Origin of the sequence: Streptomyces sp. AC602_WCS936 (assembly GCF_019049125.1) — a bacterium.
In the GTDB taxonomy this organism is placed as follows: domain Bacteria; phylum Actinomycetota; class Actinomycetes; order Streptomycetales; family Streptomycetaceae; genus Streptomyces.
The window spans coordinates 323198-340130 of record NZ_JAGMUF010000112.1; the positions used below are offsets into that span (position 1 = coordinate 323198).

A 16933-nucleotide genomic window follows, 5' to 3' on the forward strand; every position below is an offset into this window, starting at 1 on the left:
CGAAGCGCGAGTGTCGAGGGGCCCGCCTGTTCCGAACGAACCGCGAGGCCAGGAAGAGGGGGGCGACCATGGGCCACGAGCTGATCGACGGCAGATTCCGCACCGGCCAGGTCATCGGCAAGGGCAACATGGGGGAGGTTCACCGGGCCGAGGACCTCCAGGCACCGGAGGGCGAACCCGGGCGCTCGGTCGCCGTGAAAACGATCCTTCGCCGCCGCACGGGTGCCCTGATCGACACCGCATCGGACACGAAGGCTGTGGAGCGCTTCGCGCGCGAGGTCCGCATCATGCGCCGGCTCGAGCACCCGAACCTCACCCGGCTCATCGCAGGCGGGGTCGCCGGAGACGGCGGACTGCCGTACCTGGTGATGGAGTTCCTGGACGGGGAGACGCTGCGCGACCTGATCGAGGAGGAACGCCAGCTTCCCCTGTCGTGGGTCGCAGCGGTCGGCGCGCAGATCGCCGACGGTCTGTGCGCCGCCCACGCCGCCGACGTGGTGCACCGCGACCTGAAGCCGGCGAACGTGATGCTGACTCGTGGCGGAACCGTCAAGGTCCTCGACTTCGGCATGGGCCGCATCGTCGACGACCCGGACGAGGCGCGGCTGACCAGCACCGGCATCAGCGTCGGCACCGCCCGCTACATGGCACCGGAGCAGTTCGAGACCCGCCAGGTCACCCAGGCCGCCGACCTGTACGCGCTCGGCTGTGTGCTGTACGAAATGCTCGTCGGCGTACCGCCCTTCGTCAGCGAATCCCGGTTCGAGCTGGCCCGCAAGCATCTCGAGGCCGAGCCGACTCCTCTCGGCGTCATCCGTACGGAGATACCCTCCGCGTTGATCCGCCTCGTCGGCCGGCTCCTGGCGAAGGACCCGGCCGACCGGCCCGCGACCGCGGCCGAAGTCCGCGACGCCCTGCACCCACTGGCCCTGCGGGACGGGGACACTCCGCAGCTTCCCCACTGGAGCGCTCTCGACCCCACACGGCCGCTGGCGGCCACCGCCGCCCGTGTCGCCGTCGCCCCGTCCACGCCCGCCCCGCGGCCCGCTCCGGTCACCGCCTCCGGCACGGCGATGGACGTCTTCGGCGTGCACCGCTCCCTCATCAAGGACTACCGCGACTTCACCGAGGGCGGCACCGTCATCCGGGACGACCGCGTCGCGGCCTTCGTCGAGAAGGACCTCGACGACAAGTCCCAGTGGCCGGACCCGTGGCTGTCCCTCAACCCGTTCTTCCAGAGCGGCGGCACGGTTGCCGAACTGGTCGGGGACCAAGTCATCCACCCGGAGTGCGCCCGTATCTTCCAGGCCGGCAAGACAGCGGGCGGCACGGTGTCGGACGGCCGACCGCTCACGCTCCACCGCCATCAGCGCGAGGCCATCGACGCCGCCGCGGGCGGCGCTTCGTACGTGCTGACAACCGGCACGGGATCCGGCAAGTCGCTGTCGTACATCGTCCCGATCGTGAACCGGGTGCTGCACGAGCGGGACGCCGAAGGCCCGAAGGCCGTCAAGAGGGTGCGCGCCGTCATCGTGTACCCGATGAACGCGCTGGCGAACAGTCAGCTCAAGGAGTTGGAGAAGTACCTGCGCGACGGCTACGGCGAGGGCCACGAGCCGGTCACCTTCGCCCGCTACACGGGCCAGGAGGACGACGAGAAGCGCCGGGAGATCCGGGACAACCCGCCCGACATCCTGCTCACCAACTACGTGATGCTGGAGCTGATGCTGACCCGGCCCGCCGACCGGGCCAGCCTCATCAAGATGGCCAAGGGCCTGGAGTTCCTGGTCTTCGACGAGCTGCACACCTACCGGGGCCGCCAGGGCGCCGACGTGGCCCTGCTCATCCGGCGTGTCCGCGAGGCCTGCCAGGCACCCGCCGTGCAGTGCATAGGCACTTCGGCCACCATGTCGACCGAGGGCACCGTCGAGGACCAGAAGAGGGTCGTCGCCGGTATGGCGAGCAGGCTGTTCGGCACGACGGTCAGTCCGGAACACGTCATCGGCGAGACCCTGGTCCGTGCCACCGACGAGGCGCCCTACAGCGTTCCCGCCGAGCGCCTGACCTCACCGGCAGCTCCGCGTGCGTACGCCGACCTCGTACGAGACCCGTTGGCCCGCTGGATCGAAACCCGCTTCGGTCTGGCCACGGACGAGGTGACGGGCCGCCTGGTGCGTCGGCGGCCGACCACCCTGGACGCGGCGGCCGCCGAGCTGGCGAAGCAGTCCGGGGTCTCCAAGGGGGACTGCGCGAGGGCCGTCGAGGCAACTCTGGAGGCCGGCTCGCAGGCCCGGCACCCGGTCACCGACCGCCCGCTGTTCGCCTTCCGGCTGCACCAGTTCCTCTCCAAGGGGGACACCGTCTACGTCACCCTGGAGGACAAGCTCTCCCGTCACCTGACCCGTTCCTACCAGCTGGAGCAGCCGGGCAGCGGCGGCAAGCTGCTGATGCCGCTTGCCTTTTGCCGGGAGTGCGGTCAGGAGTACCTGACCGTGTGGCGCGACGAGAAGGACGGCGAGGTCCGCTACGAGGCCCGCCGGGACACCTCTGCGACCGGTGGACGACAGGGTGACGGTTACCTCTTCATCGACCCGGAGCGGGCCTGGCCGTCCAGCGTCCAGTACGCCGTCGACGACCGCCGCCTGCCGGAGTCCTGGCTGGAACTGGACGACAGGGGCCAGGAGGTCCTCAAGAAGACGTACCGCGACCGGGTGCCGCGCGCCGTCACCGTGGACCCGCTCGGCTACGAGGGCCGGGGTGAGCTGCAGGCCGCGTTCATTCCGTCGCCGTTCCTGTTCTGCCTGCACTGCGGTGTGGCCTACGAGCAGACACGCGGCCGGGACTTCGCCAAGCTCGCGACGCTGGACCAGGAGGGCCGTTCCTCGGCGACCTCTCTGATCTCGGCCTCCGTGGTGCGGTCACTGAAGTCGGTGCCTGAGGCGGCCCTGGACAAGGAGGCGCGCAAGCTCCTGACCTTCGTGGACAACCGTCAGGACGCTTCCCTCCAGGCCGGTCACTTCAACGACTTCGTGCAGATCACCCAGTTGCGCGGCGCCCTCTTCCGGGCGGCTCTGGACGCGGGGGAGGACGGCCTCACCCACGAGGAGCTGGCCTCGGCGGTGACGAACGCGCTCGCGATCGGTCCTCTCGACTACACCGGCGACGCCGACCAGCCCCCGTCGCTCGCCCGCGCCGCGGCCAAGACGCTGCGCGACGTCGTCGCGTTCCGGCTGTACCTCGACCTGGAACGCGGCTGGCGCATCACGATGCCGAACCTGGAGCAAACGGGCCTGCTGGAGATCGACTACGCGGACTTGAACTGGGTCGCGGAGAAGCAGGACCGCTGGGCGCACACCCACGCGGCACTGCGGAACGCCGACCCGGCTCTGCGTGCGGAGATCGCGAAGGCGCTGCTGAACGAGATGCGCCGCTCCCTCGCCATCGACGTGGCCTACTTCCGCGACGACTTCGACGCGTTGCAGCGGGCCAGCGAGGAACGGCTGGTGGACCCGTGGGTGCTCTCGGCCTCCGACCGGCCGAGCGTGGGCACCGCCTACCCACACCCGTCGACGGGCCGGGGACTGGACCGCTCCGGCCTGTTCCTCTCCGCCCGCGGCAAGTTCGGTAAGTACCTCAAGCGCGCCGACCCCTCGTTCAAGAACCTCTCCCCCGATGACCTGCAACTCGTCATCGCGGAAGTGTTGAAGGTGCTGGCCGCCGACGGCCTGGTGAAGGAGGTGTCGGAGGCCCCGCAGCGAGCGGGCCGTTACCGCCGGCCCACCGCGGAGGTGCGGACCGGATACCGGGTGGCGGCCCAGTCGCTGATCTGGCGGGCCGGCAAGGGCCAGACGGGCGCGCACGACCCGTTGACGCGGACCTACCCCAGCGGTGACGGCCCGCGGGTGAACACGTTCTTCCGCGAGCTGTACAAGGAGGCGGCGAGCGCACTGTCCGGCATGTTCGCGCGCGAACACACGGCGCAGGTGGCACCGGAGGAGCGCGAGCGGCGCGAAGAGGCGTTCCGCAAGGCGGAGCTGAAGCTGCTGTACTGCTCCCCCACCATGGAGCTGGGCGTCGACATCTCGTCCCTCAACGCGGTGATGATGCGCAACGTCCCGCCCACTCCCGCCAACTACGCCCAGCGTTCCGGCCGTGCGGGCCGCAGCGGCCAGCCGGCGTTGGTGACGACGTACTGCGCGACGGGCAACAGCCACGACCAGTACTACTTCCGCCGCTCGGAGCGGATGGTGGCGGGCGCCGTGGCCCCGCCCCGTCTGGACCTCGCCAACGAAGACCTGGTCCTCTCGCACCTGCAGGGCATATGGATCGCGGAAGCCGGCCTGAAGCTGGGCCGCGCGATACCCGAGATCCTGGACGTGTCGTACCCGGACACCGGCGACCGCCCGAACCCCGCACTGGGGCTGCTGCCCGACATCCTCGAGGCCTCCCTGGACGAGAGCGCGCAGGACCGCACGGTGGACGCGGCGCTGCGCGTGCTCGGCCCGCTGCTGCCGGGATTCGCCGACACGACGTGGTGGCACGACGACTGGATCCAGGACCGGGTCCGCACGGTGCCTCAACGGTTCGACCAGGCCTTCGACCGGTGGCGACAGCTCTTCCGCGCCGCGCTCGACGACCAGTACATCCAGAACAGGCGACGCCTGGACTACAGCCTCACGGAGCTCGACCGCAACCGTGCCAACGCCCGACGCCGCGAGGCGGAGACGCAGCTCAACCTGCTGATGAACGAGAGCGTCGACAGCAAGTCGGTGTTGTCGGACTTCAACCCCTACCGCTACCTCGCCTCCGAGGGCTTCCTGCCCGGTTACAGCTTCCCCCGCCTGCCGCTGGCCGCGTACATCCCGACCGTCGGCCGCCGCCGCGGTGAGGGCGACTACCTCCAGCGCCCCCGGTTCCTGGCCATCCGCGAGTTCGGTCCCGGTGCGCTCATCTACCACGAGGGCGCCCGCTACCAGGTGACCCGCATCCAGCTGCCGCCTGACTCCTCCGGTGACCTGGCGACCAGCGAGGCCCGCCGCTGCGCACACTGCGGTTACCACCACGACCCGGCCGAACGCCAGGACCGCTGCCACATGTGCGACGAGCCCCTCGGCGCGGCGACCCACGGTCTGCTCCAGCTGCACACCGTGTACACCACACGCCGGGAGCGGATCTCCTCCGACGAGGAGGAGCGCCGTCGGGCCGGCTACCGCATGGAGACGTCGTACCGCTTCCAGGACCACGGCGCCCGCAAGGGCCGCCTCAACGCGGCCGTCACCGACAGCGGGGACGTCCCGCTGGCCGACCTGGCGTACGGCGACTCGGCGACCGTCCGAATCACCAATCTCGGCCGGGTGCGCGCCAAGAAGGACGAGCCGGCCGGCTACTGGCTCGACCTCGCCGACGGCCGCTGGATGAACGACAAGGACGCCGCCGAGGCCTCCGGTGACTCCAGCGAGCTGCCGATGGTCGAGGAGGACGGCAAGGAGCGGCGCCGCAAGAAGCGCGTCATCCCGTACGTGGAGGACCGCCGCAACATTCTCGTCCTCACCCTCGACGAGGCCTTGCCCGAGCCGGAGGCACTGTCTCTCATGTACGCGCTGGAGCGGGGCATCGAGGCCGCGTTCGAGCTGGAGGACGCCGAACTGTCCAGCGAACTGCTGCCGCCGGACGGCGGACCGCGGGGCCGGTTCCTGTTCATGGAGGCCGCCGAGGGCGGCGCGGGCGTACTCCGCCGTCTCCAGGCGGAGCCGGACGCGCTGGCCAAGGCAGCCCAGTACGCGCTGTCGATCTGCCACTTCGACGACGACGGCACCGACCTGGGCGGCCCGCACCCGGACCGGCCGTGCGCACTCGGCTGCTACGAGTGCCTGCTGACGTACGGCAACCAGCTCGACCACGCCCAGATCAACCGCCACGCCGCCCGGCACCTGTTGGTGCGGTTCGCGTCGGCGACGGCGAAGCGCGAGGCCCGCGGCGAGTCGCGGTCGGAGCAGTTCCACCGGCTGCTCGACCGGACCCCGACGGCACCGACCCCGGTGGAGACGTCGACCGCCGCCGACCTCGCCGCTCAGGGCGACTTCCTGGGCTGGGCGAAGGCAAGGGGACTGCACCTGCCGGACGAGGCGGCACCGTTCCTCACCGAGGCGAACGCGCGGCCCGACTTCGTGTATCGGCTGCCCGGCGGAAACGTGGCCGTCTTCGTGGACACCCCCGGCCAGGAGCAGGACACCCTGCGCGACGAGGACGCCGAGGACCGGCTCTTCAACGCCAGTTGGGACGTCGTCCGCTTCGCCCACGACGCCGACTGGGACGCGATCGCCGCCGCGAACGCCCGCTACTTCGGCGCCTCTGCCGCCAACTGATCACCTTCACCGAAGGACTTGACGACACACATGGCACTCACGTATTCCGCCGGTTCCCTGGTGAAGGCCCGCGGCCGCGAATGGGTGGTACTCCCCGAAAGCAAGCCCGACCTGCTGGTGCTGCGCCCCCTGGGCGGCTCGGACGACGACGTGGCCGCCGTCTTCCCAGTGTTCGAGACGGTCGAGGAAGCCCGTTTCGCCGCCCCCGAACCGACCGACCTCGGTGACCAGCGGGCCGCCGGCCTGCTGCGCACCGCCCTGCGGGTCGGCTTCCGCTCGGGCGCGGGACCGTTCCGCTCGCTGGCCGGCATCGCGGTGGAACCCCGCGCGTACCAGCTGGTCCCGCTGCTCATGGCGCTGCGTCAGAAGACGGTCCGCATGCTGATCTCCGACGACGTCGGCATCGGCAAGACCGTCGAGTCGGGCCTGATCGCGAGCGAACTGCTCGCGCAGGGCGAGGCGACGGGCCTGGCGGTCCTGTGCTCCCCCGCGCTGGCGGAGCAGTGGCAGCAGGAGTTGCGCAGCAAGTTCGGCATCGACGCGGAACTGGTCCTGTCCTCGACGGTCACCCGTCTCGAGCGGGGCCTCGACCTGGGCCAGTCCCTCTTCGACCGCTACCCGCACGTCATCGTGTCCACGGACTTCATCAAGTCCACCCGTCACCGCGACGACTTCGTACGGCACTGTCCCGACCTCGTGATCGTCGACGAGGCGCACACCTGCGTTGCCGCCGACGACACCAGGGCCGGCACACAGAACCAGCTGCGCTACGAGCTGCTGCGCCGGGTGGCCGAGGACCCGGACCGGCACCTGCTCCTGGTGACGGCGACCCCGCACAGCGGCAAGGAGTCCGCGTTCCGCAACCTGCTGGGCCTGGTCAGGCCCGAACTGGCCTCCGTGGACCTGGAGTCAGAGGCGGGCAGGAAGCTGCTGGCCCAGCACTTCGTGGCCCGCAAGCGCGCGGACGTACGCCAGTACCTCACCAAGGAGGACGGTCTGGCCGACGACTCGCTCGCCGAGCGCACCGCGTTCCCCTCGGACCGCTACTTCAAGGACGAGACGTACAAGCTGTCCCCGGAGTACCGGGCTCTGCTGGACGACGCGATCGCGTACGCGAGTGAGCGCGTGGAAGAGGCGGACGGCCGGGGCCGCCGCGAGGCCCGGATCGCCTGGTGGTCGGCGATCGCACTGCTGCGCTCGCTGGTGTCGTCGCCGAGGGCGGCGTCGCAGACCCTGCGGACGCGGTCGGCTGCGGCGGTCGCGGCGTCGGCGGAGGAGGCCGACAAGCTGGGCGCCCCGCTCAACAGCGACGCGGCGGACAGCGACTCGATGGAGGGCATGGACGTAGCGCCTGGTGCGGAGACCGCGGAGGACGACCCGCGCTCGCGGCTGGCGGAACTCGCCGACCGGGCGGCGGAGCTTGAGGGCCCGGCGCAGGACCTCAAGCTGAAGGCCCTGATCAAACACCTCAAGTCGCTACTGGCCGACGGCTACCACCCCATCGTCTTCTGCCGCTACATCCCCACGGCCAAGTACCTGGCCGAGCAGCTCGCGAACGACCCGGATTCGAAGAAGCGCGGCCCGCTCGGTGCGAAGACGGTCGTCAAAGCGGTCACGGGCGAACTCTCGCCCCAGCAGCGCATCGACAACATCGAGGCGCTGGCGACGGAGGCCGGTGAGGACGCCGCCGCACGCCGGGTGCTGATCGCCACGGACTGCCTGTCGGAGGGCGTGAACCTCCAGCACCACTTCGACGCGGTGATCCACTACGACCTGGCGTGGAACCCGACCCGCCACGACCAGCGCGAGGGTCGCGTCGACCGCTACGGCCAGCGCCGTGACGAGGTCCGCGTCATCACCCTGTACGGCGACGACAACGGCATCGACGGCAAGGTCCTGGAGGTGCTGATCAAGAAGCACCGCCAGATCAAGAAGGACCTGGGCATCTCGGTGTCCGTCCCCGACGAGCTGTCGACGGGTGTGACGGACGCGATCGTCGAGTGGCTGCTCATGCGCGGCCGTGAGGACGACGGCGCGCTGTTCGGCGCGGACGCCTTCAAGGTGAGCACGGCGAAGCTGGACAGCGACTGGAACTCGGCGGCGGAGCGCGAGACGGCCTCCCGTTCGCGGTTCGCGCAGCGCTCGATCCACCCGGAGGAGGTGGCCCGCGAGGTCGCGGCCGTCCGGGAGGCGCTGGGCGGCACGGGAGAGGTGGAGACGTTCGTACGCGAGTCCCTGAACTCCCTGGGCGCGGTGCTGCGGGGTGCCGGTGAGACGCCGGGCTTCACCGCACAGGTGGGCGGCACACCGGCGGGCCTGCGGGACGCACTCGCCACGGCCGTGGGCGCGGAGGTGATCGAACGGGACCGTCCCATCCCGTTCCGGAACGATCCGGCCGTGACGCGGGGCGAGGTCGCGCTGGTACGTACGGACCCGGTGGTGGGCGCGTTGGCGTCCCACGTCCTGAACTCGGCCCTGGACACCGAGGCGGACGGTGCGCGTCCGGCACGGCGCTGCGGTGTGGTGACGACGGACGCGGTGTCGACCAGCACGACGCTACTGCTGGTCCGCTACCGCTTCCACCTCACCCTGCCGTCGCGGAGCGGCGAGAAGCAGCTCGTGGCGGAGGACGCGCGCCTGCTCGCCTTCGAGGGCTCCCCGAAGAACGCGGTATGGCTGCCGCAGGAGCGAGCGGCGGCGCTGCTGGCCGCGACGGCATCCGGGAACACGGATCCGCACTTCGGCGAACGCATGATGAAGCGCGTCCTCAGCCAACTCCCCGAGACGACCGGCCATCTGGAGTCGTACGGCGACGAACTGGCCGCCGAGCTGGACGCCTCGCACCGCCGGGTGCGCGCGGCCTCCGGCGAGATCGTCCGCGGCCTGTCGGTGACGGCCCAGAAGCCGGCCGACGTCCTGGGCGCTTACCTCTACCTCCCCGCCAACCCCGCTGCTGCGTCTGGAGCGTCCGCCTGATGTCCGCCACGACCTGCCACCAGGTGTTCACCGCCGTCCACACGGTCGGAGGTCTGCTCCCCTCCGACATGCTGCTGCGCATCTCCGAGGGCAAGGACGTCCCGGGATCGAGGCCCGCGGACTACGGCCTGCCGTCGTCCCGCTCGGTCCGCGACGAGGCGGAACGCAGCTGGGAGTACCTGAAGCCACTCTGGCGCGACCTGCGCAAGCACCTCCCCGAGGACCGGGTGACGGGCCTGCCCGCCACCGACCCCACGGGCCGCGCGGTCGCCGACTGGCTGGCCCCACTCTGGCGGGAGCTGGGCTTCGGCCGCCTGACGCCGATCGGCGCGGAGGGCGTCACAGCCGACTCGGACACGGAGAAGCACTTCCACGTCTCCCACCGCTGGCAGCACGCGCTCATCCACCAGTCCCCGTGGGACGCCAACCTGGACAAGCGTCCCGGCGGCGCGGGAACGGTGCCGCCGCAGTCGATGCTCCAGGAGTGCCTGAACCGGACCGAGGCCCACCTGTGGGGTCTGCTGACGAACGGCCGCCAGGTGCGCCTGCTGCGCGACTCCAGCGCGCTGGCGACCGCGTCGTACGTCGAGTTCGACCTGGAGGCGATCTTCGACGGCGAGCTGTTCAGCGAGTTCGTCCTGCTGTACCGGCTGCTGCACGTCTCCCGCTTCGAGGTCGCGGAGGACGCGGCACCGTCGACGTGCTGGCTGGAGAAGTGGCGCACGGAGGCGATCGCACAGGGCACGCGCGCCCTGGACCAGCTCAGGAAGGGCGTCCAGCGGGCGATCACGACGCTCGGCACGGGCTTCCTGAAGCACCCGGCCAACCGCGAGCTGCGCGAGACCGTGGACGTCAAGACCTTCCACTACGGCCTCCTGCGCATGGTCTACCGCCTGCTGTTCCTGTTCGTCGCGGAGGACCGGGAGGTACTGCTGTCCCCGTCGGCGGAGGAAACGGCGAGGGAGCGCTACGCGACGTACTTCTCGTCGGCCCGCCTGCGCCGGCACGCCCAGCGCCGCCGGGGCACGGCACACGGTGACCTGTACCGCGCGCTGCGCTTCGTGTTGGCGGGCCTGGGCAACGACGACGGCCTGCCGGAGCTGGGCCTGCCCGGCCTCGGCGGCATCTTCGACGACACGGAGGCGGACAAGGTCCTGCACAACCTGTCCCTGTCGAACGAGCCCCTGCTGGAGGCGGTGCGGGCGCTGTCGATCGTGCGGGACACCAACAGCAAGCGCAACCGGGTGGTCGACTACCGCCACTTGGACGCGGAGGAACTGGGCTCCATCTACGAGTCCTTGCTTGAGCTGGTCCCGCAGCACAACGCGACCGAGCGCACCTTCGAACTGGTCGAGCTGGCGGGCAACGCGAGGAAGACGACAGGTTCGTACTACACCCCGTCCTCGCTGATCGAGTGCCTGCTGGACTCGGCGCTGGATCCGGTGATCGACGATGCGGTGAAGCGCGGAGAGATCCGGGCGACCCGCTCGGGCGAGCCGGACGCCCGCGATGCGATCGAGAGCGAACTGCTTTCGCTGACGGTCTGCGACCCGGCCTGCGGCTCCGGCCACTTCCTGGTGGCCGCGGCACGGCGCATCGCAAAGCGGCTGGCTGCGGTACGGGAGCAGAACCCGGAGCCGACGATCGACGCGGTACGGCACGCCCTGCACGAGGTCGTGGCGCGGTGCATCTACGGAGTCGACCTCAACCCGATGGCGGTTGAGCTGGCCAAGGTGTCCCTGTGGCTGGAGGCCCTGGAACCGGGCAAGCCGCTCGGCTTCCTGGACGCCCACATCAAGCACGGCAACGCCCTGATCGGAGCTACGCCGGCGCTGCTGGCCAAGGGCATCCCCGACGACGCCTTCAAGCCGATCGAGGGCGACGACAAGAAGGTCGCGTCGGCCATCAAGAAGCGGAACGCTGCGGAACGCGGCGGCCAGCTGAGCTTCCACACGGAGGAGCGCATCTGGGTCTCCAACGCGGCCTTCGCGGCGAGCCTGCGCGACATCACCGCCGCGTCAGCCAACACGTTGCACGACGTCCGCCTCCAGTCGAGCCGCTTCCGCGAACTGGAGCAGTCGGCGGAGTACCTCCGCGCCCTGCACATCGGCGATGCCTGGTGCGCCGCCTTCGTCTGGCCCAAGGCTCAGGGTGCGCCGACCCCTATCACCGAGGGCGTCTTTCGGGATCTGCAGAGCGCGGGCGCGGGCATTCCGGTGAGCACAAATGAGGAGATCATCCGGCTCGCGCAGCAGTACAGGTTCTTTCACTGGCACCTGGAGTTTCCGGAGGTCTTCATCGTCCCAGAGGCTGCAGACGGCAACGTTGATCCATCCGTGGGATGGGCTGGCGGGTTCTCTTGCGTGCTGGGCAACCCTCCGTGGGAGCGCATCAAGATTCAGGAGCAAGAGTTCTTCGCGCAACGTGATGTAGCAATCGCAACCGCGAGGAACGCCGCCGCACGCAAGAAGCTGATCGCCCGGCTGGAGGAGGACCCGAACGGCCGGGAGTTGTACGCTGAATTCAGAGCGGCCAGGCGCAAAGCTGAGGGCGAAAGTCACTTCATGCGCAACGGCGGCCGCTACCCGTTCACGGGACGGGGAGACATCAACACATATACCGTCTTCACCGAAAGTGGCCGCTCACTGCTCGACACGACGGGGCGCTTCGGCCTGATCGTCCCAACGGGCATTGTGAGTGACGCAACGACGGCTCCGTTCATTCGGGACGTCATTCGCGCGAAGCAGCTTGTGGCCGTCTTCGGCTTCCGCAACAATCGTGGACTCTTCAAGAATGTAGGTCACGGAGACGTCAGATTCTGCCTGATAATTGCCAGCGGCCGCACCGGCGAAAGCAAGTCAGCAAAGTTCGCCTTCGACCTAGGGTTGCCTAGCGAACTAGACGAAGCCGGTCGCACTTTCCATCTCTCGCCAGAGGATATCGCCCTGGTTAACCCCAACACAGGAAGCTGCCCAGTCTTCAAAACGAGCCGAGACGCCGATATAACGCTCGGCATCTATAGGCGCGTGCCCGTCCTCGTCAAAGAGCCCGACGCCAGCGGGCAGGGCGGCAGCAATCCATGGGGCCTGTCGTTCATGAGCATGTTCCACATGGCCAACGACTCCCATCTTTTTCGGACCCGCGAGGAATTGGAAGGCGAGGGCTGGCAACTGAGAGGAAACATCTTCACAAGGGATGACACACAGATGGTCCCGCTATACGAAGCGAAAATGTTGCACCATTACGATCACCGGTTCGGCGACTACCGCGAACGTTCCGCCGACCGTATGGATGCGGTGCTACCGCGGACCACTCCCGAGGCCAAGCAGGATCCACAGTTTGCAGTGCTATCCCGTTACTGGGTTCCGACCTCGGAGGTGGTGGCTAAACTGGCTCAAAAAGGATGGAAACACAGCTGGCTTCTTGGGTGGCGTGATATATGCCGAGTCACCGATGAGCGAACTGCGATCAGCACGGTGACACCCCTGGCTGCCGTAGGACACACCTATCCGCTCATGTTCGCGGACACCCCTCAGCATAGCGCCCTACTCAACTCACAGCTGTCTTCTTTCGTCTTCGACTATGTGGCCCGCCAGAAGATTGGTGGAACGCATCTCACATACGGCTACATCATGCAGCTTCCCGCACTGCATCCCGCCCAGCTCGCCCACCATAGGGATTTTATCACCACGCGCACTCTTGAACTCATCTATACCGCTTATGACATGTGCTCTTTCGCCAAGGACCTAGGCGACGCAGGTGGGCCATTCCAATGGAATTGCGAGCGTCATGCAATCATCCGGGCAGAGTTGGACGCATTGTTCTTCCACCTTTACGGAGTCCATCGGGATGATGTGAAATACACCATGGAGGCATTCCCCATTGTGAAGCAAAAGGATATCTCCAAATACGGAACCTACCGCACCAAAGACCTGATCCTCGCCGAATACGACCGCATGGCAGCAGCCGGCGTCAGCCTGGAGAACCCGTTGGTGGACGGCGAGAACTACACCTCCACCCTCACTCCGCCCCCGGGCCACGGCCCTCGACACCCCGCCCGCTGAGAGCACTCCCTTGATCGACAGCACGCCCACGCAGCGGGACGGGTCCGCCCCCGTCCCGCCGGCCATCGCCCCCTCCCCCTCCGCGATCCGCGCAGAGCGCCGCCAACTCATCGAGTCCATCCGCGCTCTCCGCCGCCTCCTCGACAAGCGCCCCGCCTTCGAGCTCTCCGACCAACGACGCCTGAACCGCGAGGCACAGAACCGCAACCGCGCCGAGGCAACACACGGCAAGGCTCTTCAGCGCATCCACGAGCGACAGACACACCAGGAAGCCTCGATCAACCGGCAGCTGAACGGACTGGACGGCAAGCGCGAGAGCCAGGAGCAGCGCGCCCTCGCCGTCCTGCGCCGTGAGTCCATCGAGCGCACGCTGGGCCGCACGTACCTCACCTCGAGCGAGGTGAACGGCATCGGCAAGGGACTCATCCGCGACCTCGCAGCCCACGGCATCCGCACAGCCGCCGACTTCGAGCGCGTCAGCTGGGGCAAGGCGCCCAACGGCAAGGGCGGTGACGTCCTCTACATCCACCGCACCAAGGGCGCCAAGGTCCACATCAACGGCATCGGGCAGCACCGTGGCCGCCCGCTTCTGGAGTGGCGTCAGTCCGTCCTCACCCGCGCGGAGGCCCGCGCCCCCCGCCAGTTGCCGCCGGACGAACGCCACCGCATCGCCGAGATCATCGACGCGGAACGCGTCCGCGTGCGGAAGGAGCTGTCGGAGGCCTCTCAAGCGGCTGACAAGGCACGCCAGGAAGCCACCCAACTGCACACCGAAACCCTCGGCCGACTCACCGCCGCAGAAGAAGAGGCCGCTCGGCTCGCTGCCGTGCGCAGGACGGAATTCGACACCATGGCCGAGAAGCTGCTCGGCCTCCAGGAGCAACTGTCGGCCCACATGGACACGTACGGCGATGTCGGCCGCCGCATCCGCCGCGCGCAGAGCCGTGCGCTCCGACCAATCCCCCAGGCACCGCCACTCTCCGGCGTCCCGTCCCCCCGCGTTCCGGAGGACGCGACGGCTCCCGTCAGCCTCACCAAGCTCACCGACCGGGCCAGAAAACCCCACCCCACTCCCGGCACCCGGGCGCACCCCGCATGGTTGGTGCCCATCCTCTACTTCACCCTGACAACCGTCGTCGGCGTGGGCGAGCTCGGAGGCAACAGCGCTTCCCTTCCCCTCATGATCACATCCCGTGTCGTGGCCTTCGCCGCCACCGCGGAACTCCTGCGCCTGTGGATCCCACGCGTCCGCTGGCGTACTGCGGCCCCCATGCCGTCAGGAACCGGATGGCAGACCTCCGGAGTGTTCCTCGGCCTCACCGCCGCAGGCATGTTCGCGGACGAGCACTCGGACGTCTTCAGAGCCGCCTGCGTTGTGTCCGTCCTCGCCGCGCTGTGCTTGCTGGCAGGAACCGGCCTGCGCATCGGCAAAGACACCACCACGTCATCCTGACCGCCCACACACCTGTGCCGCCCTCAACGCGCACCATCCTCGAACGGAGTACTCCATGACCGACAACCCGCCCGAGAGACCAGCCACCGCACCCGTCCCGCCACCGCTCCCCACAGCACCGCCCGCCCCCGCCACCGCAGGACGCCGTCCGGGCAAGCGCACCCTGATAGTCGCCGCCGCCGTCGCGGTGCTGCTCGCCGGTGGCGGCGTCACCTGGTGGGCCCTGGGCAACGGCGACGACGCGATGGACCACGTCGAAGTCTCGGGTGGCAAGCTCGTCGTCGAGGACAGCGACAACGAGTACTGCGACGACACCGACATCTACTCGTACAACGACTGCGAGACAGGCACCGACGAGACCTACGAGTTCGTCTACAAGATCAGCAACGAGGGAGACGGGCCCGCCAACTACGCCGTGGTCGTCAACGCCTTCGACGAGGACGGTGACTTCGTCGGCCAGACCTTCATCAGCTCGACCCACCTCGCGGCCGGCAAGACCGACGCCGACAAGGGTGAGTTCAGCGAGTACAGCGAGTTCGCGGACAAGCGCAAGCTGTCCGACATAGCGTCCGTGAAGGTCGCCCACGTCGAACGCCTCGCCCTGGCCAACTGAGCTGTCCCACCGGGTCCCGGCGGCGTTCGCGGCCACCGGGACAGAGCTCACATTTCCGCGACAAACCCCACGAAGCGCGACCATCCCTCTCGCCCCACCGAGAAGGGCGAGCGCCGTACGTCCTTGGAGTCCCGTACGTAGATGGCCTGCTCGGCGGCGGCGATCTCCACGCAGTCGTCGCCCTGTGCGCTGCTGTAGCTGGACTTGAACCAACCGAGTCCGGACGTCTTCATAGCGCTCCTCTGCTCCGCACCAGCAGGCCCATGGAGTCCTTGGGGGAAAGTGCCTGCGAGCGCAGTCTTGCATAGCGCATGTGGATGCGGCTCACCTCTTTCGGGTCAGTGATCAAGCGGCCGTTCTCCTGCCCCTCGGAGTACGCTCGCCAGCGGCCGTCCGGCATCTCCAGCAGTCGTACAGGTCCCGAGAGACAGGCATGTTGTTCACTGCTTGCCGGCATGACCTGAACGATGACGTTGCGCAGCAAGCTGAGCTCGATGAGGAGGTCGAGCTGCTCTGCGACAACCTGCTTGCCTCCCAAGCGGCGCATCAGGACGGCTTCCTCGATGACGAAGTCGAACGCTGTGCTGGGCCGTTCCCGGAGCAGTTGCTGACGCTCCATGCGTACCTGCACGGTAGTTTCCAAAGTCTCATCCGGCAGGGGTGGGATCTCGTTCTCGCAAAGAGCCCGTACGTACCCCTCCGACTGCAACAGCCCAGGAATCAGCCGACACTCATACGTGCACAGATTCACCGCCGTACGCTCCAGCCGCGCCCACTGCCGGAACCACACCGCCAACCCCGCCTCTCCCCGCGTCAGAAACCTCGCCGAGTGCCGTAACGCCCCCGTGTTCCCCAACGCCTCCTCCGCCCGCTCCACGAAGGACGCATCCGGCATCCGACGCCCCAACTCCACCGACTCAACCGTGTGCTTGGAGAACCGAACCATCTCCCCGAACTGCACCCGACTCAGGCCCGCATGCTCACGCAACGCCTGGACGACGGCTCCGAACGTCCGCAGGCTGTCCGACGGTCCCGGCTCCCGCTCACACTCCCCGCCCGGCACCGCCGGCTCTACGTGGTCGGTCGTCATTCGAGGCCCACCTCCAGGTGCACACGCGCCAGTTACCTGGCCGAGGACTCCCAGAATGACCGACCCGAACTCGTACCGTCCACCGAACGTGTCCGTACGATGACTCAGCGTACGAGCCGGGCCGCGAGCATTTTCAGCGCACCCTTCCCAATCCGGAAGGCCAGGGTCCAGGGGGCCCGAAGCACGTATTGACGCTGTCAACACACAATCACCCGCCACACATATGCGGAACCGTGTACAGTCAAGGTCGCCTCACCATCTGTTCTGACACGGCGGGCCGTGGGGCATCAGGTCAGGGGGGCGCGTTCCGTTTCGGAACCGCGAGAACCGCGAGAACCGCGCGAGCGCGCGCGGCGGAGGGGGCGGCAGTGG

Annotated in this window: 7 protein-coding genes; 5 read left to right on the forward strand and 2 right to left on the reverse strand. The window is 68.5% G+C overall.

The features are described 5' to 3' along the window. Positions 1–68 precede the first annotated feature (68 nt). From KUM03_RS31175 to KUM03_RS31195, 5 genes are read left to right on the forward strand one after another with little or no spacing between them, the layout of a single operon-like run. The gene (locus tag KUM03_RS31175) at positions 69–6365 is read left to right on the forward strand and encodes a protein kinase (RefSeq protein WP_217253905.1); all 6297 of its coding nucleotides are present in this window, start codon (positions 69–71) and stop codon (positions 6363–6365) included. 30 nt (positions 6366–6395) lie between these two features. Then, on the forward strand, positions 6396–9341 hold the full coding sequence (locus KUM03_RS31180; protein ID WP_217253906.1) for a DEAD/DEAH box helicase: 2946 nt from the start codon (positions 6396–6398) through the stop codon (positions 9339–9341). Continuing rightward, positions 9341–13405, forward strand: a complete 4065-nt coding sequence (locus tag KUM03_RS31185) for an Eco57I restriction-modification methylase domain-containing protein (protein WP_217253907.1) — start codon at positions 9341–9343, stop codon at positions 13403–13405. The genes KUM03_RS31180 and KUM03_RS31185 overlap by 1 nt, the downstream gene beginning before the upstream one ends. A gap of 10 nt (positions 13406–13415) precedes the next feature. Next, positions 13416–14858, forward strand: a complete 1443-nt coding sequence (locus tag KUM03_RS31190) for a hypothetical protein (RefSeq protein WP_217253908.1) — start codon at positions 13416–13418, stop codon at positions 14856–14858. Positions 14859–14913: 55 nt separating this feature from the next. Beyond that, the gene (locus tag KUM03_RS31195) at positions 14914–15471 is read left to right on the forward strand and encodes a hypothetical protein (RefSeq protein WP_217254096.1); all 558 of its coding nucleotides are present in this window, start codon (positions 14914–14916) and stop codon (positions 15469–15471) included. 47 nt (positions 15472–15518) lie between these two features. Here KUM03_RS31195 and KUM03_RS31200 read toward each other — a convergent pair whose 3' ends face one another. After that, entirely contained in the window at positions 15519–15704 is a 186-nt protein-coding gene (locus KUM03_RS31200) for a DUF397 domain-containing protein (protein WP_217253909.1), read from the reverse strand. Beyond that, positions 15701–16561 carry a helix-turn-helix transcriptional regulator gene (locus KUM03_RS31205; protein ID WP_217253910.1) on the reverse strand — a complete coding sequence of 287 codons (861 nt, stop codon included), beginning with the start codon at positions 16559–16561 and terminating at the stop codon, positions 15701–15703. Before KUM03_RS31205 ends, KUM03_RS31200 begins: the two co-directional genes overlap by 4 nt. Positions 16562–16933 lie beyond the last annotated feature (372 nt).